Annotated in this window: 17 protein-coding genes and 1 pseudogene; 6 read left to right on the top strand and 12 right to left on the bottom strand. The window is 34.9% G+C overall.

Annotated features, from left to right (window positions below):
* Nucleotides 1-18: 18 nt before the first annotated feature.
* From EKL98_RS14300 to EKL98_RS14275, 6 genes are all read right to left on the bottom strand, one after another.
* Nucleotides 19-651 carry an NAD(P)H-dependent oxidoreductase gene (locus tag EKL98_RS14300; RefSeq protein ID WP_126562960.1) on the bottom strand — a complete coding sequence of 211 codons (633 nt, stop codon included), beginning with the start codon at nt 649-651 and terminating at the stop codon, nt 19-21.
* A gap of 14 nt (nt 652-665) precedes the next feature.
* Nucleotides 666-1,121: a MarR family winged helix-turn-helix transcriptional regulator gene (locus EKL98_RS14295; RefSeq protein ID WP_126463024.1), complete on the bottom strand. Its 456-nt coding sequence runs from the start codon at nt 1,119-1,121 to the stop codon at nt 666-668.
* Between the two features lie 212 nt (nt 1,122-1,333).
* A complete protein-coding gene (locus EKL98_RS14290; protein ID WP_126562959.1) occupies nt 1,334-2,170 on the bottom strand; it encodes a methyltransferase domain-containing protein in 837 nt (278 codons plus the stop codon).
* Nucleotides 2,171-2,229: 59 nt separating this feature from the next.
* The gene (locus EKL98_RS14285; protein WP_126463020.1) at nt 2,230-3,645 is read right to left on the bottom strand and encodes an MBL fold metallo-hydrolase; all 1,416 of its coding nucleotides are present in this window, start codon (nt 3,643-3,645) and stop codon (nt 2,230-2,232) included.
* Nucleotides 3,646-3,725: 80 nt separating this feature from the next.
* Nucleotides 3,726-4,514 carry a sulfite exporter TauE/SafE family protein gene (locus EKL98_RS14280; protein ID WP_126463018.1) on the bottom strand — a complete coding sequence of 263 codons (789 nt, stop codon included), beginning with the start codon at nt 4,512-4,514 and terminating at the stop codon, nt 3,726-3,728.
* Between the two features lie 68 nt (nt 4,515-4,582).
* Nucleotides 4,583-5,209, bottom strand: coding sequence for a Crp/Fnr family transcriptional regulator (locus tag EKL98_RS14275; protein ID WP_126463016.1), 627 nt, complete (start codon nt 5,207-5,209; stop codon nt 4,583-4,585).
* A gap of 271 nt (nt 5,210-5,480) precedes the next feature.
* Here EKL98_RS14275 and EKL98_RS14270 point away from each other — a divergent pair, with 271 nt between their 5' ends.
* The 3 genes from EKL98_RS14270 (at nt 5,481) to EKL98_RS14260 (ending at nt 8,336) form a co-directional block, all read left to right on the top strand.
* The gene (locus tag EKL98_RS14270) at nt 5,481-5,792 is read left to right on the top strand and encodes a rhodanese-like domain-containing protein (RefSeq protein ID WP_126463014.1); all 312 of its coding nucleotides are present in this window, start codon (nt 5,481-5,483) and stop codon (nt 5,790-5,792) included.
* A gap of 233 nt (nt 5,793-6,025) precedes the next feature.
* Nucleotides 6,026-7,606, top strand: coding sequence for an NADP-dependent glyceraldehyde-3-phosphate dehydrogenase (locus tag EKL98_RS14265; protein ID WP_126463012.1), 1,581 nt, complete (start codon nt 6,026-6,028; stop codon nt 7,604-7,606).
* Nucleotides 7,607-7,850: 244 nt separating this feature from the next.
* The gene (locus tag EKL98_RS14260) at nt 7,851-8,336 is read left to right on the top strand and encodes a hypothetical protein (protein WP_126463010.1); all 486 of its coding nucleotides are present in this window, start codon (nt 7,851-7,853) and stop codon (nt 8,334-8,336) included.
* A 122-nt stretch (nt 8,337-8,458) separates the two neighbouring features.
* On the opposite strand, the gene EKL98_RS14255 is transcribed toward EKL98_RS14260, so the two are convergent.
* The 4 genes from EKL98_RS14255 to EKL98_RS14240 all read right to left on the bottom strand — a co-directional run bounded on the left by EKL98_RS14255 (nt 8,459) and on the right by EKL98_RS14240 (nt 10,973).
* The gene (locus tag EKL98_RS14255; RefSeq protein WP_126562958.1) at nt 8,459-9,139 is read right to left on the bottom strand and encodes a haloacid dehalogenase type II; all 681 of its coding nucleotides are present in this window, start codon (nt 9,137-9,139) and stop codon (nt 8,459-8,461) included.
* Between the two features lie 221 nt (nt 9,140-9,360).
* On the bottom strand, nt 9,361-9,939 hold the full coding sequence (locus EKL98_RS14250) for a cytochrome b/b6 domain-containing protein (RefSeq protein ID WP_126562957.1): 579 nt from the start codon (nt 9,937-9,939) through the stop codon (nt 9,361-9,363).
* A 181-nt stretch (nt 9,940-10,120) separates the two neighbouring features.
* Nucleotides 10,121-10,558 (bottom strand): acyl-CoA thioesterase, encoded by a 438-nt coding sequence (locus EKL98_RS14245; protein WP_126463004.1) that lies wholly within the window; start codon nt 10,556-10,558, stop codon nt 10,121-10,123.
* Nucleotides 10,559-10,796: 238 nt separating this feature from the next.
* Complete coding sequence (locus EKL98_RS14240; RefSeq protein ID WP_126452532.1) at nt 10,797-10,973, bottom strand: histone H1; 177 nt, start codon at nt 10,971-10,973, stop codon at nt 10,797-10,799.
* Between the two features lie 381 nt (nt 10,974-11,354).
* Between EKL98_RS14240 and dnaK the strand changes: the two genes are divergently transcribed.
* Nucleotides 11,355-13,241 carry a molecular chaperone DnaK gene (dnaK, locus tag EKL98_RS14235; RefSeq protein ID WP_126452530.1) on the top strand — a complete coding sequence of 629 codons (1,887 nt, stop codon included), beginning with the start codon at nt 11,355-11,357 and terminating at the stop codon, nt 13,239-13,241.
* 44 nt (nt 13,242-13,285) lie between these two features.
* Here dnaK and EKL98_RS18620 read toward each other — a convergent pair whose 3' ends face one another.
* Complete coding sequence (locus EKL98_RS18620) at nt 13,286-13,708, bottom strand: Brp/Blh family beta-carotene 15,15'-dioxygenase (RefSeq protein ID WP_126463003.1); 423 nt, start codon at nt 13,706-13,708, stop codon at nt 13,286-13,288.
* Nucleotides 13,709-13,868: 160 nt separating this feature from the next.
* Between EKL98_RS18620 and EKL98_RS14225 the strand changes: the two are divergent.
* Nucleotides 13,869-14,071 (top strand): annotated as a pseudogene (locus EKL98_RS14225) (rhodopsin); the annotation flags it as partial.
* 172 nt (nt 14,072-14,243) lie between these two features.
* Here EKL98_RS14225 and EKL98_RS14220 read toward each other — a convergent pair.
* Nucleotides 14,244-16,805: a zinc-dependent metalloprotease gene (locus EKL98_RS14220; protein WP_197037198.1), complete on the bottom strand. Its 2,562-nt coding sequence runs from the start codon at nt 16,803-16,805 to the stop codon at nt 14,244-14,246.
* Between the two features lie 331 nt (nt 16,806-17,136).
* Here EKL98_RS14220 and corA point away from each other — a divergent pair, with 331 nt between their 5' ends.
* Nucleotides 17,137-18,207, top strand: a complete 1,071-nt coding sequence (gene corA, locus EKL98_RS14215; RefSeq protein WP_126562956.1) for a magnesium/cobalt transporter CorA — start codon at nt 17,137-17,139, stop codon at nt 18,205-18,207.
* Nucleotides 18,208-18,327 lie beyond the last annotated feature (120 nt).

The raw sequence follows: 18,327 nt of genomic DNA, 5'->3' as shown, positions 1-18,327 counted from the left end.
TTTGAATTTGATTAATAATTATAATGTGATAAATAATTCTTCGTTTGATTTTCTAACTTTTTTGTTGTGTTGTGTTGCATCTTCCTCGTGTCTGTAGCCAATAGTTGCTATTAAAGTGGCATTTAATCCTAATTTGTCCAGACCTAATATTTCATTAACCTCGGAGGGAACAAAACCTTCCATAGGTGTAGCATCAATTTTAAGTTCAGCAGCGGCGTTCAATAAATTTCCTAAAGCTAAATACGTTTGTTTTGCCGTCCAGATATTTCGCATTTCTTCGGAAAGTGACGTAATGTTTTTGATTACCAGCTCTTGATATCCCTTCATACTTTCTAAAGGAATTTGTCTGGTTTCACTGGTGTTTTTAAAATAATTATCGATTCCAGTTGTGCCAAAGTTAATTTCATTAGCAAAGATAATTAAGTGTGATGCCTCTACAATTTGTGATTGTCCCCAGGCCGATGGTCTAATTTTAGCTCTTAATTCAGGATTTTCAACAATTATGACTTTGTAAGGTTGCAATCCGTAGGAAGAAGAACTTAAACGGATTGCTTCTTTTAGAATGTTTAAATCTTCATTGGATATTTTCTTGGTGGCGTCAAATTTTTTGGTGGCGTATCTCCAATTTTGGTGATCTAAAAAGGTGTTCATATTGTATATACTATTTATTGGTTTCTGTATTTTTCTAATAATTGATTTAATTGAATGATTTCCTCTGCACTCAAATTTTTTGAGAAAAACCGTTCGTGCGCTATAACTTTAGGATCTAATACTGCTAGAACATCTAATCCTTTTTGTGTAATCAGAACTTCTATTTTACGTCTGTTTTCAGGACACACTTTTCGAGTGACAAACTCTTTCAATAGTAGTTTGTCAACTAATCGGGTGGTGTTGCTGGTCTTGGCTAACATTCGCTCCTGAATAGCCCACATATTTGCAGGATTTCCTTTTTGCCCTCTTAATATTCGAAGTACATTGTATTGTTCTCCTGATATTTCGTGAGGTTTTAATAATTCATTAAAGTTTTCTGTAATTACATTTTGTGTGTACAACACATTAAGGATAATTTTTTTTGAATTATCCATTGGTATAGTTGTTTTTAAAATTTCTTCAATTTTCATATTTGTATATATGTAATTTGTTGGTACAAATGTAACACTTTTTATAGTTGTATATACAAATGTTAATTTTTTTGTTAATTATTTTTTAAGTGCTATACAGGATACTGGTTTGTGCAAATAAAAATAAGGCAAACACTAGCCGCACCCAGCGCATAATATGCCAATTTGTAAATAATGTTTTCATTTTTTGTCTCTAAAAAAGGAATCTGAATTTAGTTCTTTATTTTTTTGATAGCGTACTTTTCGTCATAAGCAGTCACTTCCTGTAATGTTTCGGTTGTAATTTCCTTTTTACTCACAAGTAGTACATCGGCAAAATTACTGCTGATGCTTACATTTAAAACACCGTTAATTGCCAGTAGTTTTTCTATAAGTTTTTCCATACAGTCGCTATCTGTAATGCCTTCCAGCTCATATAAATTCACAACAACCTGACTGTTTTTTTTTAATTCGATAAACAACTCTGAATTTGCTCTTGGTGCAATTGAATCTTTAGACACATCTATTTTCAAAAAGTCAAAAGCACCTTTGAAAATCAGCTCATATTCTTCTTTGTTTCCGCCAAAAGGAGGTCCGGATTCAAACGTTCTATTGAATAATAATCCCGCCAGAATTCCTTCTTCAGCCAAGAGTTGATGCATTTTCCAAACGTATTTCTGGCGCATTGTAGGAGGCAAAGCGCAGAAAAAAGTTTGCTCAATAATCAAATCATACTTTCCCTGATGTGCAAAGAAATCGCCTAAAACAATCTTAATAGAAGGGTTGTTTTTAAATTTTTCTTTTAAAGCTCTAACAGGTGTTAGAGCAATATCAATAACGGTAACATTTGTAAATCCATGCTCCAGAAGATATTCCGCTTCGTAGCTGTTGCCACAACCGGGAATCAAAACACGACTGTTTTTAGTAATTATAGTATTGATATACCTTTGTAAGGGCGGAGATACTTGGCCTAAATCCCAACCGGTTGTTTTGGTTTTGTATTGTGTTTCCCAATAGGCTTGGTCCAGCGGTTCGTTGTTAGAAATGACACAACATTTTAGATGCTCCATAATTTTATTTTTTTGAAATAGCCATTACTTTGGAACAGCCATTGTTATTGAAATTATTTTTATTTCAAAATTTTGCTTTGGCAAACGAAATCTGTTTTAGGAGCAGTCGTTTTTGCAATAGCATTAAAACCGCCTTCAATTTCAGTAAAATTTCTAAAACCCCGCGCTTCCAGTATTGAAGCCGCAATCATACTGCGGTATCCACCGGCACAATGCAGGTAAAAATGGGCTTTAGGATTTATGTCTTTGATCCATTCATTAATAGCTGCTAATGGCTTGCTGTAGGACTCCTCAACATGCTCTGCGGAGTATTCACTTTCTTTCCGAATGTCGATTACTTTGCTTTGGCCAATTTTTACTTCCTTGGCAAATTGTTCTGCAGTAATTCTATGTACGGTATCCATTTCTTTTCCTGCTTTTGCCCAGGTATCAAAACCACCAGCCAGATGCCCCATTAAGTTGTCAAAACCCACACGGCTCAAACGCGTAACGGTTTCTTCCTCTTGTCCCGGTTCACAAACAATCAGGATGGGTTGTTGCACATTGGCAATTAAAGTGCCTACCCAAGGAGCAAAATCACCATCGATACCAATGTTTATGGATTGCGGAATAAATCCTTTGGCAAATTCCCCATTTTTCCGAGTGTCCAATAATAAAGCTCCGGTTTCTTCAGCGGCTACTTCAAATTCAGAAGGGGAAAGCGCACGCATTCCCAGATTCAAAACGTTTTCAAAACTTTCATATCCTTTTTTGTTCATTGCCACATTCATACCAAAATAAGCTGGCGGAGGCAATAAACCTTCGGTGACTTCATGAACAAATTCAGCTTCCGTCATATTCGCACGCAACGCATAATTGGTCGCTTTTTGGTCGCCAATGGTCGAAACGGTTTCCTTGCTCATGTTTTTTCCACAGGCACTTCCTGCACCGTGAGCAGGATATACGATGACGTCGTCTGCCAAGGTCATAATCTTTGTTCGTAAAGAATGAAATAAAGTTGTGGCCAGCTGTTCCTGGGTCATGTGTGCCGCTTTTTGGGCTAAATCCGGTCTTCCCACATCACCAATGAACAAGGTGTCACCGGAGAAAATGGCATGGTTTTTTCCGTTTTCGTTTATCAATAAAAAAGTGGTGCTTTCCATGGTATGTCCCGGCGTGTGTAGTACTTTTATTTTGATGTTTCCAATGCTGAATTCCTGTCCGTCATTTGCAGAAATGCATTCAAATTCACATGTTGCATTTGGGCCATAAACAATAGGAGCACCAGTTTGACGGCTTAAATCTATGTGACCGGAAACAAAATCAGCGTGAAAATGAGTTTCAAAAATGTATTTTAATTGCACACCATCTCGTTCTAATCGATCCAGATAGGGCTGGGTTTCCCGTAACGGGTCAATAATGGCTGCTTCTCCATTTGATGTGATATAATAGGCGCCTTGTGCTAAACATCCGGTATATATTTGTTCGATTTGCATGATTGCGTTTTTTTAATTTATGGTATAAATGTACTTCTGTTTTTTAGGATAAACGGTAACAATTGCTACATTCTGTTTTTTTAATTCAGGAGAAATTCTTTGATAATAATATACATTCCCATAGCTAACACAAACCAACCAAAAGCCGGTTTTAGTTTTGCGCCATCGATTTTTTTAGATAAATAGGTGCCAATGAACAGTCCCAGGATGGCAATTGCCGAAATGGTAAAAAGTAGTCTGAAATTGATGCTGATACCGTTTAACACATCGCCGCCAAAACCAATTAACGAAGTAATAAAGATAATCAATAAAGAAGTGCCAATAGCTTGTTTCATAGGTAAATTTGCAAAGAAAAGCAATGCTGGAATGATCAAAAAACCACCACCGGCACCTAGAAAACCAGTGAGAAAACCTACTAATAGTCCAATGAGGGCTATCTTGCTGAAATTGTCTTTTTGAAGAGTTTTTTTTGGTATTGCCTTTTTGATCATCGATACGGATGTGGCTATCATAAGACACGCAAACACAATGAGAATCAAAAGATTTTTTGACACTTCAAAATGGTGTAGTGTAAAAATAACGGACGGAATTTTTGGTAACACAATTTCTCGTACAAAAAGTAAAGAGAGGAGAGAAGGAATCGCAAAGGCAAGTGCTGGTTTTATTTTTAAATTACCAAGTTTGTACTGGCTGTAGCTCCCAATCATAGCTGTTATTCCGACTATAAATAACGAATAACTGGTGGCTAGTTCCGGATTGATATTAAAGAGATATACCAGTATGGGAACGGCAAGTATGGATCCGCCACCGCCAATTAAACCCAAAGAAAGACCAATAATAATAGAAGCAAAATAGCCTAAATATTCCATCGTAACATTTTTTTGAAGCTCTGATTTTAAAAATAGTTGCACAAAAGCACCGCTTCAGGGCGTAAATTTTATTTTAACAGTTCAATGTTATTGCGGTGTAAGGCCACAATGCCGCGTTGCTCCATTTTTTTTAACAAACGCGAAATTACTTCTCTTGAGGTATTGAGCTCTGATGCGATTTCCTGATGGGAGAGTTTCAATTCTTTACAACCACACACATCGGCATGGCGTTTTAGATAAAATTCCAATCGCTCATCCATCGCCCGGAAAGCAATGCTGTCAATGACTTCGAGAATCTCCTCAAAACGACTTCTGTAGGTATCAATTACAAATTCATACCAGCTGCGGTGTTGCATCATCCACTTGTCCATCAAGAGTAAGGGCAAGAGGATTAGTTCGACATCTTCAACGACTTTAGCCATGATTTGGCTTTTTTCATTTTTGGTGGCACATATCATTGAAATGGCACAAGCCTGACCGGGTTGCAAATAATACATGAAAAACTCTCCTCCATTTTCATCTTCGCGATAGACCTTAATTTTTCCACGGATTACCAATACAGTATTTTTTATGTACTGTCCGGTGCGCATGATGACATCACCAGTTTTGAAGGATTGGATCGCAGCATTTGCATCCACATCTTTGACTAGTTCAGTAGAAAAGGAAGGAAATATTTTTTTTATGGAATCAAGCATTTTTATTTTTCTCTATATTCTGCCTTGTAAAAGTAGTGTAAATAACTCAAAAAACAGACCGTTTTTCAGACTATAACAGTGTACAAACCTTTGATTTATGGCTTGTTGTCTATGGATTTAATAGACTATTTTTAATAAGAATTCAAGCCTTGGTTTTAGTTTATTGATGTTTAATGTTTTGCGAAAACGATTTTTCAATAAAAATATCTAATTAACAATTGTTACGTTTATTGTTTGGTAAAAACGTTGTATTTTTACAAAAAACATCATTATGAATTTAACACAAGAAGATTGGATTTCTCAATTTGAAGCGGATGAAAATGCAGTAATTCTAGACGTGAGAACCGAAGATGAATTTAGCGAAGGCTATATTGCCAATGCCATCAATATTGACATTCACAGCGGCCAGGATTTTGTAACTGAAATAGAAGCTTTGGACAAAAACAAAAAGTATTATGTGTATTGTCGATCCGGAATGCGAAGTGCAAAAGCATGCGAAATAATGAATCAGCTTGGTTTTGAAAACGCCTACAACTTAATAGGCGGAATTATAGAATGGGATGGAGAAGTAGTAGCTCCATAAAACGCAAAGAGGGTAACACCTCTTTTTAGTATTTAAATTACAGGTTTTACTACTTTTTGTGTGGGTTTAATTAGAAATCACACTACTTAGGGAATCCCTTTTTTGCCATTAAGCTTAATTAACGTAATGTTTTAATGCTGGTATTATTAAGTCTTTATTTTGCAAATCAGTATAGAGTGCAATGCATACCGATTTCGTGGCAGAGCCAAATTATAAATATAATATCTATTTTTATGAATGTAATACCAGAAGAATTTCAAATTAGCACTTTATTAAATCAAGATACGTACTTAATTGATGGAGAATTAAAAAAATGGAACGGTCAGACAACTCCTGTTTTTTCAACAATTTCGTCTACGGATGAATATGGTCCAACTATTTTAGGCTCTATCCCGTCTATGGGGGAAACGGAAGCTCTAGAAGCGGTAAATGCAGCCAATGCAGCGTATAATAACGGTCAAGGATTATGGCCTACGATGAAAGTGGCGGATCGGATAAAGTGTATGGAAAACTTTGTTACTCAAATGAAAACGACCCGTAAAGAAGTAGTTAAACTATTGATGTGGGAAATAGGAAAATCATTGAGTGATTCTGAAAAAGAATTTGACAGAACTGTAGAATATATATATGATACTATTGACAGTTTAAAAGAATTGAACAGCCGTAGTGCTCATTTTTCTAAAGTTCAGGGAGTAAACGCTATGGTTCGTAGAGGACCGCTTGGAGTTGTTTTATGCCTTGGGCCTTATAATTATCCGTTGAATGAGACTTTTTCGTTACTCATTCCGGCATTGATTATGGGGAACCCGGTAATTTTTAAACCGGCAAAACATGGTGTGCTGTTGATCTCCCCTTTATTAGAAGCTTTTAGAAGCAGTTTCCCAAAAGGAGCCATCAATATTGTATACGGTCGCGGACGTGAAGTGGCTTCGCCAATAATGAAATCCGGTAAAGTAGCTATTTTGGCTTTGATAGGAAACAGTACCTCAGCGATTGCATTACAAGACCAGCATCCTAATAAAAACAGATTGCGTTTGATCCTAGGTTTAGAGGCGAAAAACCCTGCGATAGTTCTTCCGGATGCTGATTTAGACTTGGCCATCCAAGAGTGTATTGCCGGTTCTTTATCGTTCAATGGACAGCGTTGTACGGCTTTGAAAGTATTGTATGTGCATGAGTCTATTGTTGAGGAGTTCAATACGCGTTTTGCTGCCAAAGTGGATGCCTTAGTTTTTGGAAATCCGTGGGATGCCTCTGTGTTTCTGACGCCTTTACCAGAAAAAGAAAAACCAGCTTATATTCAGGAATTGATTGATGATGCTACTAGTAAAGGAGCTGCTATAATTAATGAAAAGGGAGGACAACATTATTCTAATTACATCTTTCCAGCGGTTTTATTTCCAGTAAATAAAGAAATGCGTGTGTATCACGAAGAGCAATTTGGTCCTGTGGTGCCTATTATTTCTTTCAAAGACATTCAGGAACCTTTGAATGATATGGCCGAATCGAATTATGGGCAACAAGTAAGTTTGTTTGGAAAAGACATTAAAACTATTGCACCACTTATTGATGCTTTGGTGAATTTAGTGTGCAGAGTAAACCTGAATAGTTCTTGCCAAAGAGGTCCGGATGTTCTCCCGTTTACAGGACGAAAAGATTCAGCAGTAGGAACATTGAGTATTCATGATGCGCTGCGCTCGTTCTCAATTAGAACCTTTGTAGCATCTAAAGACAATGCCTATAACAATGCTATTTTACAGGAATTATTGAGCAGTAAAGAATCTAATTTTATTAATACCGATTATATTTTATAATCTTTTATAATCAAAAAAAGCCGTTTTTTTTGGACTTAACATTCCTCTTTGAAATATATTTTAGAATTTTAAACGACATATTTCAAAACATCGCGTGCTAATAGCGCCATAAAATAGTAGAGTCTATAGAATTAATACCCGATGGACAAATCCTTATTTAGGTGAAATTATCTAAAAAGTTTAAAAAGAAACTTTATCTTTATACTCTTGTCGAGGTGTAATTATTAACTAAATATTTACTTACATGAAAAATCTAATCCTTTTTTGTTTACTGTTAGCTTGCTTTGGGTTCGAAAGTTGTAAAAAAAATCAAAATCTTAACGCTACAGATGCTGCCCGAACCCAAGCTGAAAAGCCAATAAACGTTCAGTGTTATAAAGCTTTGTTTGAAAAAGATACCATTGATTTAGAAATCAGCACTTTGCAAAACGGAAAAATTACAGGAAACATGGTGATGAAGATTTTTAACATGCCCAAAAAAACTGGAAAAATCAACGGCGAATTCCGAGGCGATACATTATTTGCTGACTACTCGTTTATTCAAGGAACTTATGATAAAATAACGTATAAAAATCCATTGGCAATGTTAAAGAAAGGGAACGAACTCATTTTAGGTAATGGAAAAATCGAAACTTATTTAGGAGCTTCTTATTTTGTGAAAGGAGTACCTATAGATTTTGATAATGTGAAATATAAATTTATAAGTGTTGATTGTGTTGGTGAAAAATAATTAATTCAACAGCCTAAAAAGTATTTCTTAAAATATCAAAAGGGCAATTCCTGCAAACAAGATTTAAATAATATAAGTATCTCTTAATCAAAGTGGTAAAGAGATACTTATGTTATGTTATGTTATTTTTGTAAGGATATAAGTTTTTCGGCAATTTTTAGAAGATCTGTTTCGTTTATTTCAGGTAATGGTGCCAAAGGATACAATTGTTGTCCGGGACGTGCCGTAAAGGCACCTCTCCAACCTGCCCAAATTGCACCTGCAATATCCCAACCATGAGCTGCAACCATCAAACATTCGTTGGGTTTAACTCCCATTTTTTGCGCTGCCCAATTATACACAGCAGTATCTGGTTTGTATTTGCCTACTTCTTCAACACTTAAAATTTGATCAAAAAATGCCGTTAAGCCCGCATTTTTAAATTGAGTTTCAACGCCTTTGGTTGATGAATTTGTTAAGGCAACTAATGTATAACCAGCATTTCTTAATGCTGTTAACGCTTCTTTTACTTCGGGATGAGGTGGTAAAGAGGTTATACTGCTTACGGCTACTTTAGCTTCCGCTTCTGTTAAAAGAATACCTTGATTCGCAGCTACCATTCTTAAAGCAGCAGCTCCAATAGTACCAAAATCTGTATACTGACCACCAACTGTTGTTACTAAAGAATAGTGCAACATGGTAGTAAACCAAAGGGCAGTTAAATCTTCTCGATTTCCTAAGGCTTGACCAATACTTTTTTTTATGGCTCCTAAATCCAATAAGGTTTCATTTACATCAAAGAATACTACTTTTGGTGCTGTCATAATTTTTAATTTAGTTTTATATGGGCTTTCATTTTGTTCGATAATAAAAGAAGCCAAATGGATCACTTTTTAATCGAAATTATATTTTTTTGTCGGGTTTTATCTGATCAATAGTAAGTAACAATCATTGTGTAATGGCATGTTTTAAAATTAGACAAAAGGAAGTAATAAATTGATTTTAAAATACTATTTTTAAGTATTTCTTTGAGAGATCTTTTGTTTTAGTTCTTCTTTTTTGAACCACTTATGATTCTAGAAATCAATCCTTGTTGGTTCGTGAATTCAGAAAAGAAAATACTCGCCAAGTGAATTACGATGAAGGTCAATAAATAATAAATGGATAGGACATGTATATCTTCCATTGATTCCTTTCTGTTTTCTGGACCCAAAACAATGATTAAACCGGTGATTAGTGAAATTGCCACGCAAGCATAAAAAACTAAATACGTCCAATAGTGAATTTTTTCTTTAAATGCTAATCCTTTGGAAAAGGGATTGGAGAATTTCATCTGTCCAAAAAAGGGAAGCGCCAATCGGATGCTGTACAGCCCTACTAACGCATAACCAATATATATGTGCCAATCCCACATGGGTTTTCTTATTTTTTTAGCAAGCAAAATAAGCTGATCCTGGGATAGGGATTGATCTGTGGTTGAAAGATATTCTTGCATGATCAGTGCGACATTATTTTTGTTCATCCAGGTCATTCTAAGAAATATAGTAATAAGCATTAGCGTCATGCAAATGGCTATTGACCAGTGCATGATTCGGTAAATGGTGGAGTAATTTCTGGATTTCATGATTTATCAGAATTGGGTTGTTATGGTTTAGGAGTCAGTTTTAATTGCGATACAATTTCAGAAAGAATTTAGTTTAAATTAATTCAGAGTACACGGATATAATGAAAGGCGATGAAGAATGGTTTTAGAAAAACAGCAACGATACTATCCTATTTTTACCAGCCAATAAATCGTTCTTTCTTTAAAGTGCTGTAAAATGATCACTTTTAGGAAAAATACTCAAGGCTTCAATCGCAATTTCTGGAGTAGGAGAGGCTAGTTTGCGAAGTTTGAGATCCATCCAAGCGCCATCAACTGTTATAGTTGCACATAATTTGTTGTCCTCATTTATAAACTCATGCACAATGGACCAACGGGAAGCATCCGCATTTACTTTTGAAGTTTTGGTGCGCAAAAAAATTTTGTCAGAAAGCTTTATTTCTTTTCTAAAAACACATTCTTCCCTAAAAAGAATAGGGCCAAAGCCTTGCAACTGCATCACCTTAATGGTCAAACCAAGACTTTCCAGAATTTCGATACGATGTTGTGCGCCAAAGTCATAATAGGCACTGTGCCGAACATGAAAATTAGGGTCAAGATCTGACCAGCGAAAAGATAATTCTTTGCTAAATGAAGTCATTGTTTTTTTTTATAGATGTTTCCAAGATTTGATACCAAGGAAGTATTGTGTTTTTTTGAAACTCAAAAGTACGACAAAAAGCAAGTAGGAAGCTAATGAAATTATAAATTAGATCCATTTGTTGGAGTATATTTTAGCACTACTAAAAATATTGAATAGCGAAGCCTAATTTATAAAGAATTCTATTAAATAAAAAAGCCCTTCAGAAAATCCAAAGGGCTGATGCTTGCTGCGTAATTTATTTTTTTGATTCTTCTACAGAAACTTTTCTAAACTCTTTTAATAGTTTTTCTAGTTCCAAAGTTGATTTACGAGCTCTTGGTCCGGCAGCTTTGACACCTTTCTCAGTTAGTGACTCAGATTCTGTTTTGAATGTTTCGAATTCAGCGTTGATTTTTGCAACTAAATCTTTCATAATAGTACTGTGTTAAATTAAGGCGCTAAAATAGAATTTTGATTTTTAGATTGGGATGTTTTGAGTTTTAAATTAACATTAGAAAACCATTATTTTATTGTATGTGTCAGAAATATCTTTTTTTATAAATACTGAATAAAATTACGTCCGCTTTTTTTAATTATTCAATAAATAAGAAGTGAGATCTCAGTATTCCTGAGATCAAGAATGACAACTTCGGTTATAATGACAACTTCTCTGTGATGTCATATTGTCAGATTTTTTTACGCCAATTTTAACATAAACTGACAATTCATTAGTCCCTTTTGTATTGGCACAAAGATTGACTTATCGACTTCGAGTCATTAAAACTAGTATACAATAAAATTAAATATATTTAAAATGGGTAAAATAATCGGAATTGATTTAGGTACGACCAACTCTTGTGTTTCTGTAATGGAAGGTAATGAAGCTGTTGTTATTCCTAATGCAGAAGGAAAAAGAACAACACCATCTATCATCGCTTTTGTTGAAGGTGGAGAGATTAAAGTAGGAGATCCTGCTAAAAGACAAGCGGTAACTAATCCAACTAAGACTATTGCTTCTATCAAACGTTTCATGGGACATTCTTTCGGCGAAATTACAGCTGAAGCAAAAAGAGTTTCGTACAAAGTAGTAAAAGGAGACAACAATACACCACGTGTGGATATTGATGGCCGTTTATACTCTGCACAAGAATTGTCAGCAATGACACTTCAAAAAATGAAAAAAACAGCAGAAGACTATTTAGGTCAAACTGTTACTGAAGCAGTTATTACTGTTCCTGCTTACTTTAATGATGCACAACGTCAAGCTACGAAAGAAGCGGGTGAAATTGCAGGTCTTAAAGTAATGCGTATCATCAACGAACCTACAGCTGCAGCTCTTGCTTACGGTTTGGATAAAAAAGGTAAAGATCAAAAAATTGCTGTTTACGATTTAGGTGGTGGTACTTTTGATATTTCGGTTCTTGAATTAGGAGACGGAGTTTTTGAAGTATTGTCTACAAATGGAGATACTCACTTAGGTGGAGACGATTTTGACCACGAAATTATTGACTGGTTAGCTGCTGATTTCTTAACGGAAGAAGGGATTGACTTACGTCTTGACCCAATGTCATTACAACGTTTGAAAGAAGCTGCGGAGAAAGCAAAAATTGAATTGTCTTCTTCTGCTGAAACTGAAATCAACTTGCCTTACGTAACCGCTACAGCTTCAGGACCAAAACACTTAGTGAAAAAATTGACAAGAGCTAAATTTGAGCAATTGACTGATTCATTAGTAAAACGTTCTATGGCACCAGTGGCTAAAGCGCTAAAAGATGCAGGTTTATCTGTTTCTGATATTGACGAAGTGATTCTTGTAGGAGGTTCTACTCGTATGCCAAGAATTGCTGAAGAGGTTGAAAAATTCTTTGGTAAAAAAGCGTCTAAAGGAGTTAACCCTGATGAAGTTGTTGCCATTGGAGCAGCTATTCAAGGTGGAGTTCTTTCTGGAGATGTAAAAGATGTATTGTTACTTGACGTTACACCTTTGTCTTTAGGTATCGAAACTATGGGTGGTGTTATGACAACTCTTATTGAGTCTAATACAACTATCCCAACTAAAAAATCTCAAGTTTTCTCTACAGCAGCAGATTCTCAACCAACAGTTGAACTACACGTTCTTCAAGGAGCAAGAGCTATGGCTGCTGATAACAAAACAATTGGTCGTTTTAACTTAGACGGTATTCCACCAGCACCGAGAGGGGTTCCACAAATTGAAGTGACTTTTGATATTGATGCTAATGGTATCATCAAAGTTTCTGCAACGGACAAAGGAACAGGAAAATCTCACGATATTCGTATCGAAGCTTCTTCTGGATTAACATCTGAAGAAATCGAAAGAATGAAACAAGATGCTGAAGCTAACGCAGAATCTGACAAAATCGCTAGATCAAGAGCTGAAAAATTGAACGAAGCAGATGGAATGATTTTTCAAACTGAAACGCAATTGAAAGAACTTGGTGCTAAATTATCTGATGATAATAAAGTAGCTGTAGAATACGCATTGACTGAATTGAGAATGGCGCACCAATCTCAAGATATTCCTGCAATTCAAACGGCTCTTGACAACATCAATGCGGCATGGAAAAAAGCAACTGAAGCAATGTATGCTGAAGGAGAACAAGGTCAAGCAGCATCTAAACCAGAAGGTGAAGCAGCTCAAGGTGACAATGTTGAAGACGTTGAATTTGAAGAAGTAAAATAATTATTTCTCGTAGAGACGCGATTTATTGCGTCTCTATTATTGATTTAGAAAACCGTTCGCCTTTGGTGAACGGTTTTTTTATGGACATTGATTTTAATTTTATTCTCCTTTTTACCACGAAATATTCTTGTAATAACTAAAGTATGAGGAAATGTTATGGCAGCCAAAAAAGAAAAAAATAAAGTATTGAATAGTTGTTCTTCTTTAAATGTAAAATACAAAAGTGCCATTTCTACTAGTGAAACCAACCAATAAACGCCTGCTACAGGGCAATATGCAATAAAATTGCTTACGAAACAAGAACCATTTGAAAACTTTATTTGGTTAATTATAGAAGGAATACTGTGCCACAAGACAAAATAAATGGCAAAACCCCAGATCAGACTCGAGAATTTAAAAAGGATAGCAAATAGTACTAAATAAAAGAGTTCTAGGCGTTTTTTTTGATTTCCAATACAAATAAACACTGATAGCTATAAATAAGGCACCTGAAATCTGTAAGGATAGCCAAATGTATAGAATAGGAATACTGATTTTTGTGATGTTTAATATAATGTTTTGTACCTCCTCAGAGTGAAAAGTAAACAGCAACACTAAAATAAAGAATCCATAAGAGAATTGGAATAGTACTTTGGCGAGGTTGTATTTACCGATTGTGTAGCGCTATGGGACTTCATTTTCGGACTTGCTTATTTTGAATTGTGTATGAAATCAGGTTAGGAAAAGCTTCAAAATTAGCTGTTGCTACAGGTGGAGAAATTCAAAAAGCACACAGAATATTGTGCTGGTTTGTACTTGTAGGCTGGTCAATATATCCATTAGGATACATGAAACAAAAAACCCGACCTATTTTTTAAATAAGTCGGGTATTTAATTCTATCATTATTGTTATTTATCACGTATAGACGTACTGCCGTGCGTTTCTACAAGATACATTACATTAAAGTCACATTTAACAAAAAAAGGGAAAATGTTGTTTGAACATTTTCCCTTTTTAATTTATTATTTAGGATCTAAAGCTTCTCCTATTCTGGAAATTAAATCGAGAACATGGTATTTGCTCATTCGATCTGACATTCTAGAAGTAGATAATTTCAATTCATTTTTTAAACTATTCAGTTGACCTCTAGCAATAGATGGTAAATCCGTTTGCGCCAGATTGACTTTTCTGGTGGTGAAACCATAAGTAACTCCTACCGGAACAGATCTAACGCTTGCCGTACCTGGTTTTAGTAATTCAATCATCTTGTCTACATACAATTTTTGGATGTTTCTGCGGTAGATGTCAATAGAATTTTTATTTTTCAGTTCAGAGAAAATTCCTTTGTTCAAATCGGTTATTAATTCATCTACAGAATAGTTGTCTTTACTCACCGAGGAGGTTTCTAAAAGGCGTACCATTCGGTCTCCGGCTAATAAGCTGTTTAAGGTGGCATCCTGCATTCCTTTGATTGCTTCGACACCATTTTCCGGGTTAATTTTTGAAAGAATATCTTGATTCAACAACCATTTTGGCGTGGTGAATAACTGGGTATTCAAGAATGCTACAGCATCTTTCTGGATGCTTTTTGGTACTACTTCAAATTGATTGCCAGTCATGTCATACGTTTTTGGACTATCATATATTCCACCTACATTTTTAGTTACATGACCCATATACCTTCTAAACTGACCGGTAAGTGCGCCATAAAGTTCGTCCAGTTCAGTATAACTTTCACCATCTTCTTTAGACCATTCTAGTAAATTGGGTAAAATTCTTTTTAGATTTTTAATACCATATTCAGAGGCTCTCATAGCATTGTCACCAATATCTTCCGTTTGATATCTTGGATCATAGGGACTGGTTTCAGACCCAAACCATAAACGACGGTTCTTGTAGGCTTCCTTAGTCATTTCATTCAAAAAAGCTTTCTCTTCTGCTTCCGTTTTCGTGTCTTCAAAGTAAGAGTATCCCCACTTAATAGCCCATTTGTCATAGTCTCCAATTCTAGGAAATAAACTAGTCACACCATCTTCTGGTTGTGCAACATAATTAAAACGCGCATAATCCATTATAGATGAAGTATGTCCGTTTTGCTCTTGGTAGTCTTTATCTCTTAGTTTTTCAACAGGAGTGGCAGAGCTGGCTCCCATATTGTGGCGCAAGCCTAATGTATGTCCTACTTCATGCGAAGACACGAAACGAATGAGTTCTCCCATTAATTTATCGTCAAATTTCTTAGCTCTAGCCGCCGGATCTACAGCCGCAGTTTGAATCAAATACCAATTTCTCAAAAGACTCATGATATTGTGGTACCAACCAATGTGGCTCTCCAGAATCTCACCACTTCTTGGATCATGAACATTTGGTCCATACGCGTTTTGAATTTCAGCAGCGAAATATCTCAATACAGAAAAACGAGCATCTTCTAAACTCATAGTTGGATCGTTCTCTGGCCAATATTCTCCACGAATGGCATTTTTCCAACCTGCATTTTCAAAGGCAATTTGCCAATCATCAATTCCTTGTTTGATGAATTTTTTCCATTTTTCTGGTGTAGCCGGGTCAATGTAATATACAATAGGTTTCAAAGGCTCTATCAATTCTCCATTTTTTTGTTTTTGAGCATCTTCGGCAGATTTAGGTTCTAAACGCCATCTGACAGCAAATACTTTGGTGTCGGACTTTTGGGATTCTTCCTCAAAAACACCGTATTGATTGGCAAAATATCCTACACGTGCATCAAATTCTCTTTTGCGCATGGGAGTTTTTGGCAATAAAATCATGGATGTATTTATTTCCACAGTGAGTACACCAGCATCTAGAGCCGAAGGTAAATCAACTCCAATTTTTGGCGTTGGTGTTGTATTGATTTTTGGTGGTGTAGTGGTAAATGTTTTTACACTTCTTATTTCAGTATTGATAGGAAAACTACTTATTTTTGAAATAAATGATTTGTCTTTTTGAAATGTTTGAATGTTTAATAATTGTTTCTTAATTGGATCTAATGAAAAAGTTTGAACATCAGCATCGAATGTTGTAGATAAATCGACAACATAGCCCGTTATTTTTCCGGAATCATCTTTTTTGTATGCAAGTACATCATAATTACCAATAATTGGATCCGAAGTGGAGTTTTTAACTGCTTTAGCCATTGGTTTGTCTTCATCTGGAGACATAATGACATAAGTGATTGATCTCAACAATATATTGTTGTTCAGTCCTTTTTCCCAACGAACGACTTGTCTGTTGATTTCTTCTCCGCCAAAAATTCCTCCTCCGGCAGGAGTCTTAGAATATCGGGTTATGGTCATCATTTCACTCCCTAATAGAGAATCAGGAATTTCAAAAAGATACTTATTGTCTATTTTATGAACATCAATTAATCCTTTCTGAGTAACGGCACTAGTATCAATTACTTTTTTATAGGGTTTAGGTTCTTTTTTGGCATCAGCTACTTTGGTGTCAACTGCTGTAACGGCATTTTTATCTGCTTTTTTCTTTTTCTTACTTTGGGCAAATGTTCCCTGGACGGAAAAAAACAGCAGACATACAATAATTAGGGTTAGTTTTTTTTTTAGCATTTAGTTAAATGTTTTATAAAGGTTAAGGATTAGCTTTTGTAAATAAGTAGTTTTTTTTTTCTTTTTTACAATCGAAATCCAAATCTATTGATATATTTTTAAAAACAGACCAATAATGTACAAAAATCGAATAATTAACATTTATTAAATAATAAGATTTTTTAATATCACAATATGTTTTTTCTCATGAATGGATGTATTTTTTCGCCTTATCTTTGTTTTATAATGAATAAATCAAAAATATTTTTTTCCTTTTCAGCAGCTGTAAAAGTAGTGAGGAGTGATTTTTTTTTAAAATATTTTCGTAATATTACGATACAAATGACGCTGTATGAGAAAAATTAAATATAAGAAAAGTAGAAAACTACAACCCAACAATTTAGAATATACCGGGATTCATAAGGACTATAAATCGGAAATACAATTGTTTGTTTATGATGATTTAATGCTGTCAGAGTATGATGATTTCAAAGTTTCGGATTTTGATAAATATATTGATCTGCAAAAAAATAATTGGCTTAATCTACACGGTCTAAGTAATATTGAATACATAAAATCTATTGGGAATTATTTCAAAATAGATACCTTCATTTTAGCTGATATTTTAAATACTACACGAAGAACTAAAGTTGAAGAATTGTCAGATGTTTTGTTTTTTAATATAAAATCATTACTTCCGACAGGAAATTCTGATAATATAAGTGTAGAGCAGATTAGTTTTTTGATCAAAGATGGGATCTTAATTTCCTTTCAGGAAAAGCGTAGTGACTTTTTTACGCATATTCGCGAACGTCTTCGGACGCATTCCGGCATTGTAAGAAGCAAAAGAACGGATTACTTGTTGTACATTCTTTTAGATGCCATTATGGAAAATTTTTACATCACCATAGAAAACGAAGAAGATAAAGTAGAGGAACTCATCAACCTTTCAAAACAAAGTACCAACCCAATTATCTTAGAAAAAATTGAAAAACACAGGGATAATTTCAATTTTTTGAAGCGCTCTATAGTTCCGCTTCGAGATTCTTTGTACAATATAAAGAGCATCAAAGATGATAATGTATTTAATGCGATAGAAAAAGAGAATTTTAGCTTTTTTGCACGATTGCATCAAAAGAGCCTGGAACTTTTAGAACAAATAGAATCGGATATGGGGTCATTAGAAAGTGCCTCTAATTTTTTTTTCTCGGCACAAACACATAAGATGAATGAGATTATGAAAACACTGACTATTGTTTCAGCAATCTTTATTCCGCTTACATTTATTGTAGGTGTGTATGGAATGAATTTTGAAAATTTACCGGAACTTAAATACCAATATGGCTATCATACCGTTATGGGTGCTATGTTTTTGATCGTAATAGGGATGATTATATATTTTAAAAAACGCCAGTGGTTTTAATATAAAAAGGGTATTACAAAAAAATATTAAATAACAATATGACTGGACATGCTAACTTAGCCATCACATTAAGTTAAGAAATAATCTTAATTTTAGCCTATGAAACAAGTCCGCAAAATT

The sequence above is a fragment of the Flavobacterium bomense genome, from assembly GCF_003970355.1.
Note: the sequence above shows the minus strand (reverse complement) of the source record. Positions and strands in the feature narration are given on the sequence as shown.

Coding starts and splice junctions, on each gene's coding strand:
- EKL98_RS14220 (WP_197037198.1), bottom strand. CDS start 16,805: ATGCTAAAAAAAAAACTAACCCTAATTATTGTATGTCTGCTGTTTTTT.
- EKL98_RS14285 (WP_126463020.1), bottom strand. CDS start 3,645: ATGCAAATCGAACAAATATATACCGGATGTTTAGCACAAGGCGCCTAT.
- EKL98_RS14275 (WP_126463016.1), bottom strand. CDS start 5,209: ATGCTTGATTCCATAAAAAAAATATTTCCTTCCTTTTCTACTGAACTA.
- EKL98_RS14260 (WP_126463010.1), top strand. CDS start 7,851: ATGAAAAATCTAATCCTTTTTTGTTTACTGTTAGCTTGCTTTGGGTTC.
- EKL98_RS14270 (WP_126463014.1), top strand. CDS start 5,481: ATGAATTTAACACAAGAAGATTGGATTTCTCAATTTGAAGCGGATGAA.
- EKL98_RS14280 (WP_126463018.1), bottom strand. CDS start 4,514: ATGGAATATTTAGGCTATTTTGCTTCTATTATTATTGGTCTTTCTTTG.
- EKL98_RS14245 (WP_126463004.1), bottom strand. CDS start 10,558: ATGACTTCATTTAGCAAAGAATTATCTTTTCGCTGGTCAGATCTTGAC.
- EKL98_RS14240 (WP_126452532.1), bottom strand. CDS start 10,973: ATGAAAGATTTAGTTGCAAAAATCAACGCTGAATTCGAAACATTCAAA.
- EKL98_RS14290 (WP_126562959.1), bottom strand. CDS start 2,170: ATGGAGCATCTAAAATGTTGTGTCATTTCTAACAACGAACCGCTGGAC.
- EKL98_RS14255 (WP_126562958.1), bottom strand. CDS start 9,139: ATGACAGCACCAAAAGTAGTATTCTTTGATGTAAATGAAACCTTATTG.
- dnaK (WP_126452530.1), top strand. CDS start 11,355: ATGGGTAAAATAATCGGAATTGATTTAGGTACGACCAACTCTTGTGTT.
- EKL98_RS14295 (WP_126463024.1), bottom strand. CDS start 1,121: ATGAAAATTGAAGAAATTTTAAAAACAACTATACCAATGGATAATTCA.
- EKL98_RS14265 (WP_126463012.1), top strand. CDS start 6,026: ATGAATGTAATACCAGAAGAATTTCAAATTAGCACTTTATTAAATCAA.
- corA (WP_126562956.1), top strand. CDS start 17,137: ATGAGAAAAATTAAATATAAGAAAAGTAGAAAACTACAACCCAACAAT.
- EKL98_RS14300 (WP_126562960.1), bottom strand. CDS start 651: ATGAACACCTTTTTAGATCACCAAAATTGGAGATACGCCACCAAAAAA.
- EKL98_RS14250 (WP_126562957.1), bottom strand. CDS start 9,939: ATGAAATCCAGAAATTACTCCACCATTTACCGAATCATGCACTGGTCA.